Raw genomic sequence first — 7,853 nt, forward strand, 5'->3', positions numbered from 1 at the left:
CCGGGCGCGGCCTCGCACCCGCACCCGCAGCGCCAGCCGCAGCCGCTCCAGGCGGCGCCGCACGCGCCCGTCCCGCCCGGTGCGCCGGGCGCACCCCACACGGGGCCGCAGGACGGGCCGTCCCGCGGGCTGATCTCGCCGAGGGCGTCGCGCTCGTCGCCGGGCTCGCGCTCGGGATCGGGGCGCTGCTGGCGTCCGGCGGCGAGCACCCGAACGCGAACCGTCCGTCCGCGGGCGGCGGCGAGTCACCGGCCGCCGCGACGTCGCGCCCGTCGAGCCCGTCACCGCGGAGCTGATCGCCGCGCGCGCCCGCGCAACCTGCAGGCCAAGGCCGCCGGGAACGGCGCGCTGCTCGCGTGGAAGCTCCCCCCGGCGGCGGCCAAGATGCCGTTGCTGCTCCAGCGCGAACCCCCCGGGTCGCAGCCGATCAAGTCGGTGGCCCCGGGATCGACGAAGACGGCCGTCTCCCCGCTGGCGCCGAACGGCGACAACTGCTTCAGGATCGGCGCGGTGCTGCGCGTCAACCAGGGCGCGGCCCCGGACGTGGCGTGGTCGCAGGTCGCGTGCGTCAAGGGCCGAGGCCAGGGCGGCTCCTAAGGCGGAAGGCCCCGCCCCGAGTTCTTCAGTCCTCGGGACGGGGCCTTGCCGGTGGAACGATCAGCTGGCGCACTCCCAGATCGGCGGACCGCCGAGCACGTCCCAATTGCCCGACGTGTAGGTGTCGACCAGGTAGTTCATGATGTAACCGGTTTTCCCCTGCCACGTGACTTTCGCGTAGGTGTTCCCGGAGTAGTTGTTGTCATTGGGATGGTCGATGCTAGTGCCCTTGATCTGGCAGAGCACCGTGATGCTGTCGCCGTTGTTGTCGGACATCGTGGCCACTCCGGTGGCGCTTTCACCGGTTGGTGTGGCTCTGATGTAACCGGAGGAGCCACCGTTCAAGATGACCTTGTGCGCGCTCTCCGGCCCGACCAGCTGGGTGCTGACCGTGGTTCCCGAACCGGCTTCGGCCTCGTTCATGGCCGTGACCGTGAACGTGTAGGTGCCGTTCGTCCACACGTCGGTGAGCGTGGCGGACGTGCCGGTGACGATCTTCGAGCCCGTCACCGGGCCGTCCCACTCGACCTTGTACTGCGAGGCGCCGCCGCTCGCCGGGGCCGCCCATGTGACCTGGGCGCCCGACGACCCGGCCTTCGCCGCGACGTTCGTCGGGGCGCCCGGCGTCACGCACGGGCGCACGGGGTCGCTGGCGGGCGAGAGCAGTTCCTGGGCCGCGCCCTGCGCATCGGTGTACTGGACGGCGACCTGGAACCGGTACTCCTGCCCGCAGTCGCCGCCGGTGACCGTGAAGGCGTACTGCGGGCCGTTCGGTCCGATGGCGGCGGGGGTCGCGGTCAGCCCGGCGGGGAGGTTCTTGAGGGCGTACCCGGTGATGCGTTCACCCTGGGAGGGCTGGAAGGAGATCTGCATCGTCCCGTCGCCCGGCGCGACCGTGACGTTGGACGGTGCGGTCGGGGCTCCCGGGATCTGCGGCTGGCCGGGCTCGCCCGGCTGCCCCGGCTGTCCCGGCTGCGCCGGGTTCTGGCCGTTTCCTTCGCGCCGGGTGGGGCGCCGGGGAGCGGCGGGGCCCCGCCGGTGCCGGGCGTCGGGATCTGGCGGCGGCGGGGGCCGCCCGCCACGTTCTCGTGGTACTTGTCGACGGCCTTGGCCCGGCCCTGCCGGTCGATGACGACGGCGCCCGGGCCGTCCGGGTCGTTCGCCCACAGGAGCCCGTCCTTGACGAACACTTCGAGGGGGGACTTCGGGCGGCCGACGGTGACCGGCTTCTCGAACCGTCCGGACGCCGAGTCGTACACGATCAGCGCCCCGGCCGTCTCGTCCGGGATGTACACCTTCGTTCCGAGGATCTGCGGCGCCCGGTACCGGTGCTTCGGCATCTGCAGGCGCGTGCTGGCGAAGCGGCCGGTGTCGGTGTCGACGGTCACCAGCGACCCGGTGCCCGGCACCAGCATCGGGATGATCTTGCCGTCGGCGATCGCCGGGGCGAGCACCCCGCCGCGCCCGGCCTCGCGGACGCTCGACGGCAGCGAGATCGTCAGCCGCGTCCCGGAGGGGTCGACCACGGTCGCGGTCGCGGCGGACGAGTCGAGGACAACGGGGGTGCCCGCGGCGATCGTCAGCGTCAGGTCGTTGCCGGGTTCGCCGACGTCGACGGGCTCGCGGAGCGTCCCGTCCCGGTACCCGGCGACCTGCCCGTCCGCCGCCACCGGCACCCACAGCTCGCCGCGCGCGCCGATCCCGGCCTGGCCGAGGACGGGGACGAGCCGGGCGGGTTCGCCGACGGGCCGCAGGGTGATCGCGTCGAGCTGCTGCACGCCGCCGTTGACGGAGTCGACCGTGTACGCGCGGCCGTCCTGCGCGAGCACCTGGATCCCGGCGCCGAGCGAGCCGCCGGCGTCGATCTTCAGCTGGGACGGGTCGAGCCGGCTGACGACGCCGGTCTCCTCGTCGACGATGAGGATCGTCGTCCCGTCCTGCACCACCTTGATCCGCTTGCCGCGGGACTCCGCGGGCAGCGGCGCCTTGCCGTCCACCTTGCCCGCCAGGCCGTTGACGTGGACGACCAGGCCCTTCGTCCGCGCGGACAACCACGCCCCGACGTCGGCGAGGTCGTACTTCGCGCTCGCCACGCCGACCCCGTAGACGACGGCGGCGACCACGACCACGCCGACGAGGCCGACGGCGATCTGCCCCGTCAGCCGGTCGCGTCCGAAGATCGCACCTGCACCCATCCGTGGATCACCTCCACCGAATCAGGCGTCACGGTAACGACATCCGTTCCAGGACGAACGATATGACCGGATCCGGCCAATGACGTCGTGTTTAGTCGGGGTTTCCGGAGTCGAGCGCGCCGGTGTACAGGGGGATCGTGATGTTGCGCCCGGACACCACGACGACCGGCCGTCCGGTGATCTCGACCCGTCCGGCCAGGACGGCGGCGACCCCGGCGGCGCCCGCGCCCTCGGCGACCAGCCCGTGCTCGCGCAGCAGCCACCGCAGCGCGGCGCGGATCTCGTCGTCGGTGACGGCCGTCAGGTCCGCGTCCCGGACCAGTTCGGGCGTCACGCAGCCGGGTTCCAGGTTGCCGGGCAGCCCGTCGGCGAACGTGTCCCCGACCGGCACGTCCACGACGCGCCCGGCGGCGACGGACGCCGACACGCCCCGCGACATCGCCGACTCCACGCCGACGACCCGCACGTCGGCGCGGCCGCGCGCCCACAGGCAGAGACCGGCCGCGAGCCCGCCGCCGCCGACCGGGACGACGACCGTCAGCGGGCCCTCGGCCTGCGCGTCGAGCTCTCGGCCGATCGTCCCCTGCCCCGCGATGACCGCCGGGTCGTTGTACGGGGACACGTACCGGCCGGGCAGCGTCAGCGCGTGCGCCTCCGCCTCGTCGTAGGTCGTGCCGTGCTGGACGAGCCGGACCGGGAACCCCGCGATCCGGTCGACCTTCGCGCGGGACGCGCGCGTGGACACCACCACCGTGACGTCCGCGCCGGTCTCGGCCGCGGCGAACCCCATGCCGAGCCCGTGGTTGCCCGCGCTCGCCGTGACCGCCGGTTCCCCGGCGGGCAGCGCGTCCAGGGCCGCGATCGCGCCCCGCACCTTGAACGCGCCCGTCGGCTGGAACGTCTCGAGCTTCAGCAGCGCGCCGGGCGCGAGGTCCGTCGCCACGACGGGCGTGGGCGCGAGCCGCCGCGACACGGCCCGCCAGGCGCGGTCCAGGTCGTCCGGCCCGGGGACTCGGACCTTCCGGGCGGTCATGAGCGCTCGCCGGATCCGCCCGGCACCGTTCGCGTGATCATTCACCCAGCGTAATGACCCTCGGCGGGGGCGAGAGACGGGCGCCGGGCACCCGCCCCGCGCCCGCCCGTCCCGGGGAACGCACCGGCACCGCGACGCGGCCGACGCGCCCGGCGGCCACTCGCGGCGCGTCCGGGAAGCGCGCGCACCGGCATCGCGACGGGACCACCGCCGCACCCTCGACCGCCCGTGAGGGAACCCACCGACAACCGGACGCGGCCACCACGCCCAAGGGCCCCTTCGAGCCTCCGAACCACCACACCCCCTCAACCGCCCGTGGGGGAGCCTGCCGGTAGCCCGCGGACGCCGCCTCAGGGTCGGTGGCCGTCCGGGACGCGCGCGCCCGCCCCGCGCTCCCTCAGCGGCGGGTGAGGGAGCGCGGGTGCAGGCGGCGGCGGAGGCGGCGCAGCCGGCCCGCCTTCGCGGTGACCAGCGGGCCGACCGCGTCGGTGTGCCGCCAGGCGCGGTCGGCGGCGGCCGCGTCGGGCGGACGGCGCGAAGCGGCTGCGGTCGACGAGTTCGCCGAGCGGGTCCAGTTCCGTGCGGGCGCCCTCGCCGACACTGGACGCGCCGAACCGTGCGACCTCGTGCGCGGTGAGGGTGCGGGCGGCGCGCGAGCCCCACGTCGGCGAGGTGGTCGAGGGCCTGCCGCCAGGCGCCCGCGATGCGCGCGGCGGGCTCGCCCGTCCGCCTGCGGCGGGTGCGGACGGCGGGCGCGAGGAGGACGGCGAGGACGTACGCGAGGACGAGCGCGGCGGCGGCGATCGACGCGAACACCCACCACGGCGTGGGTTCGTCCCGCGCGGCGTCCTGCGCCTGCTTCTTCTCGTTCGTCTTCTCTTGTCCGGATCCCTGCTGTCGGGACGCCGCGTTCTTCTGCGCCTCCTCCAGTTTCTGGGCCGTCTCCCCCGCCGCGACCGCGTCGTTGTTCTTCGAGCGCCGCGCGTTGTCGGGCAGGGGGTTGAACCGGATCCAGCCGATCCCCTCGAACTTGACCTCGGGCCACACCATCACGTCGCCCGACCGCACCCGCACGGCGCCGTCCGCGCGCAGCCCGCCGGAGAACCCGACGACGAGCCGGCACGGCAGCCCGACCGACCGGGCGAGCAGCGCGTACGCGGCGGCGAAGTGCTCGGGCGTCCCGCGCCGCCCCTCGGCGAGGAAGTAGTCGATCTGCCGGTAGCCGTGCCCGGGGGCGGCCGTCACGTCGTACTTCGCGTACCGCTTGAGGTACTCGGCGAGCATCGCCGCCTTCTGGACGGGCGTCGCCGCGCCCTCCGTCGCGGCCCGCGCGAACTCGCGGAACTCGGCGAGCTGGACGGGCTCCTGCTTCGCGCCCGGTCCCCACGGCAGGTGCAGCGCGGCGCGGGCCTCGGCGTCGTCGGCGATGCGGGCGTCGGCGAGGTCGTCGGCCGTCCACTCCGGGACGATCGAGGTGACCGTGTACGCCTGCCCGGGTTCGAGCGGGCGCTCTGCGGCGAGCGTCCCGGCGGCCGGGTCGGCGACGACGGGCAGGCCCTCGACCCGGCGGGGCCGGTCGGGCGCCGGTACCCACACGCCGGGCAGTTCGCGGACGGTGATCCGCTGCGTCGTCGTGTGCGCCTTCTCCGGCTCCGGTCCCTCCGGGACGCGGCTGCCCGTCGGGACGAAACGCGCCGTGGACGACCACGTGACCCCGTTGAACGCGTCGAGGACGGCGAGCCGCTCGATCTCCGTCCGGCCGGACTCCACCGTGAACAGGACCTGGTCGGGGCGCAGCAGCCAGCCGCCGACCCGGTCGAGGGGGCTGACGCCGTCGCGCCGCTGCGGCGGCGGGGCCTGCACCTGCTCGCGCGGGTCGTAGGGGTCGGCGGCGACGGGCACGACGGGCGCGACCAGGTACGCCAGGACGCCGAGGACGGCGGCGCACGGCACCCCGAGGGCGAGCGGCCGCCACGCGGGGCCCGCGTCGGGTTCGCCGGACCGGACCAGCACCAGCACCGCGATCAGCACGACGGTCGCGGCGGCGAGCGGCACGTTCGTCCCGGGGCCGTCCACGCCGAGCAGCAGCGCGACCGTCCACACCGCCAGGGCCGGGACGCACGGCAGCGCGCGCCGCGACGTGCGCAGCGCGAGTTCGGCGGAGCCGAACGCCGCGAGCCACACCAGCACGGCGACCGGCACCAGCAGGCGCGGCTCGGCCGGGGCGGGCAGCAGCGTCGTGAGGATCTCCTTCCAGCCGCTCAGCACGCCGTCGCGGACCGTCTGCGGCAGCGTCCCGGCGGCCAGCGCGGGCCGCAGCACGGTGAGCGCGGACGTCCCGGCCCACGCGACGAGCGTCAGGACGAGCGAGAGCCACAGCGGCCACGGCCGTCCCGACCTGCGGGGGCCCGACAGCAGGCCGCCGAGCAGCGTCGGGACGGTCGCGGCGACGGCGACGACCGGGACCACCGGCCCGTACCCGAACACGCGGTGGAACGCCAGGCCCGCGACCGCCGCCAGCGCGGCCGTGACGGCGAGCGACACGTGCCGCGCGGGCGTCCCGATCCCCGGCGGCGTTGTAGGCGGCGGCGCCGCGTCCGCCGCGCGGACGGGGCGGGTCGGGGCGGGGTCATCGGACGGCTCCCAGGCGGCGCCAGGTGTCGGGCAGCCGTCCAGATCGGCGACGTCGGCGACCCGGACGCCCGGCGGCGCGGCCACCGGCCCGGACGGGCGCAGCCGGAGCACCACCACCCGGTCGAAGCGGCTGCGGACCGCGGCGATCCGGCCCAGTTCGGCGTCGCCCGGCGTGACGACGACCAGCGAACCGCCCGCGCGCACACGGCGCACCACGTCCATCGTCGGCTGCGGGCACTCGCTCGTGGACACGCCGGTCAGCCGGTCGAGGATCTCCTCCACGTCTCCCTGGCCGCCGCGCGTCTCGGCGACCGGCCCGTCGCCCGTCAGCACCTTGACCGGGAAGCCCGCCGCGCGCACGCCGCGACGCTCGCCGCGACGTCCACGGCCAGCTCGAAGTCGTCGGGTTCCGGCCAGCGTTCCGGGCGCGCCTCCAGCACGACCGTGGTCGTCGGCAGGCTCGCGTCCACGAGCTGCCGCACCATCAGCGTCCCCGTCCGGGCCGACGACTTCCAGTGCACGTGCCGCAGCTCGTCGCCGATCACGTACTCGCGCAGCGCGTGGAACGTCGCGGTGCCCGCCGGGGACCGGTCGCTCGTCGGACCCTCCAGGTGGTGCGCGCGGCCCGACGGCAGCGGCGGCAGCACGACCGTCCGGGGGCGCACCAGCAGCGTCCCCGCGCCCCGTACTCGCGGACGCGCCGCGCCAGCCGCAGCGGGTCGGCGCGCACCAGCCGCAGCGGGCCCACCGCGATCCGGCCGCGACGGTCCGTCGGCAGCCCGTACGACACCGTGCGGGTCGCGCCCGCCCGCAGGCGCGGGACGTCCACCGCGACCTCCGCCGAACCCGCCGCGTCCCTCGCGGTGAGCCCCCGGACGCCGCGGCCCGCGCTCGTCACGTGCAGGATCCCCGTCGCGGGCTCGCCCCGCCCGACCTTCGCGGGCCCGATCTCCCGCCGCACCTCCAGCTTCGGGCCCGGCAGCGTCCACACCGCCGCGGCCGCCACCGCGACCAGCCCCGCGACGGCGAACGCGGCCGGCTCGGGATACCCCAGCCACCAGCCCGCCGCGTACAGCACCGCCGACGCGGCGGCCGTGCCCCGGCCCAGCGGCGTCAGCACCCCGCACCTCCCCGCCCGTCAGACACCGGCCGCCGCCTGCGGGGTCGGGACGTTCGCGAGCGCCTCCGCGACCGCGTCCGCGCCGTGCTCGCGCGCAGCTCCGCGTCCGGCGTCACGACGAGCCGGTGCGCGACCGCCGGCACCGCGAGGGCCTTCACGTCCTCGGGGACGACGTAGGAGCGGCCGGCCGCGGCGGCGCGCACCCGCGCCGCGCCGAGCAGCACGAGCTGGCCCGCGGGCTCGCGCCGAGCCGCAGGTCGGGGTGCCCGCGGGT

Annotated in this window: 7 protein-coding genes and 1 pseudogene; 1 reads left to right on the forward strand and 7 read right to left on the reverse strand. The window is 76.1% G+C overall.

Annotated features, from left to right (window positions below; genetic code table 11):
- On the reverse strand, positions 1-209 hold a 209-nt coding region (locus tag BJF79_RS61855; RefSeq protein WP_262402660.1), incomplete at its 3' end, for a hypothetical protein.
- Between the two features lie 175 nt (positions 210-384).
- Here BJF79_RS61855 and BJF79_RS61860 point away from each other — a divergent pair.
- A complete protein-coding gene (locus tag BJF79_RS61860; RefSeq protein WP_075901647.1) occupies positions 385-597 on the forward strand; it encodes a hypothetical protein in 213 nt (70 codons plus the stop codon).
- A gap of 60 nt (positions 598-657) precedes the next feature.
- Here BJF79_RS61860 and BJF79_RS27350 read toward each other — a convergent pair whose 3' ends face one another.
- The 6 genes and pseudogenes from BJF79_RS27350 to BJF79_RS55925 all read right to left on the reverse strand — a co-directional run.
- Positions 658-1,470, reverse strand: a complete 813-nt coding sequence (locus BJF79_RS27350; RefSeq protein ID WP_075901649.1) for a fibronectin type III domain-containing protein — start codon at positions 1,468-1,470, stop codon at positions 658-660.
- Positions 1,395-2,792, reverse strand: a complete 1,398-nt coding sequence (locus BJF79_RS27355) for a hypothetical protein (protein ID WP_075901651.1) — start codon at positions 2,790-2,792, stop codon at positions 1,395-1,397. Before BJF79_RS27355 ends, BJF79_RS27350 begins: the two co-directional genes overlap by 76 nt.
- Positions 2,793-2,883: 91 nt before the next feature.
- Positions 2,884-6,819 carry a pyridoxal-phosphate dependent enzyme gene (locus BJF79_RS51530; protein WP_083733996.1) on the reverse strand — a complete coding sequence of 1,312 codons (3,936 nt, stop codon included), beginning with the start codon at positions 6,817-6,819 and terminating at the stop codon, positions 2,884-2,886.
- A complete protein-coding gene (locus tag BJF79_RS55915) occupies positions 6,786-7,004 on the reverse strand; it encodes a DUF58 domain-containing protein (RefSeq protein WP_158079305.1) in 219 nt (72 codons plus the stop codon). The genes BJF79_RS51530 and BJF79_RS55915 overlap by 34 nt, the downstream gene beginning before the upstream one ends.
- Positions 7,001-7,579, reverse strand: coding sequence for a hypothetical protein (locus tag BJF79_RS55920; protein WP_075901655.1), 579 nt, complete (start codon positions 7,577-7,579; stop codon positions 7,001-7,003). Before BJF79_RS55920 ends, BJF79_RS55915 begins: the two co-directional genes overlap by 4 nt.
- A pseudogene (locus tag BJF79_RS55925) lies at positions 7,573-7,853 on the reverse strand (hypothetical protein); the annotation flags it as partial. The pseudogene BJF79_RS55925 and the gene BJF79_RS55920, both read right to left, overlap by 7 nt.

Source organism: Actinomadura sp. CNU-125 (assembly GCF_001942465.1).
GTDB lineage: Bacteria > Actinomycetota > Actinomycetes > Streptosporangiales > Streptosporangiaceae > Spirillospora.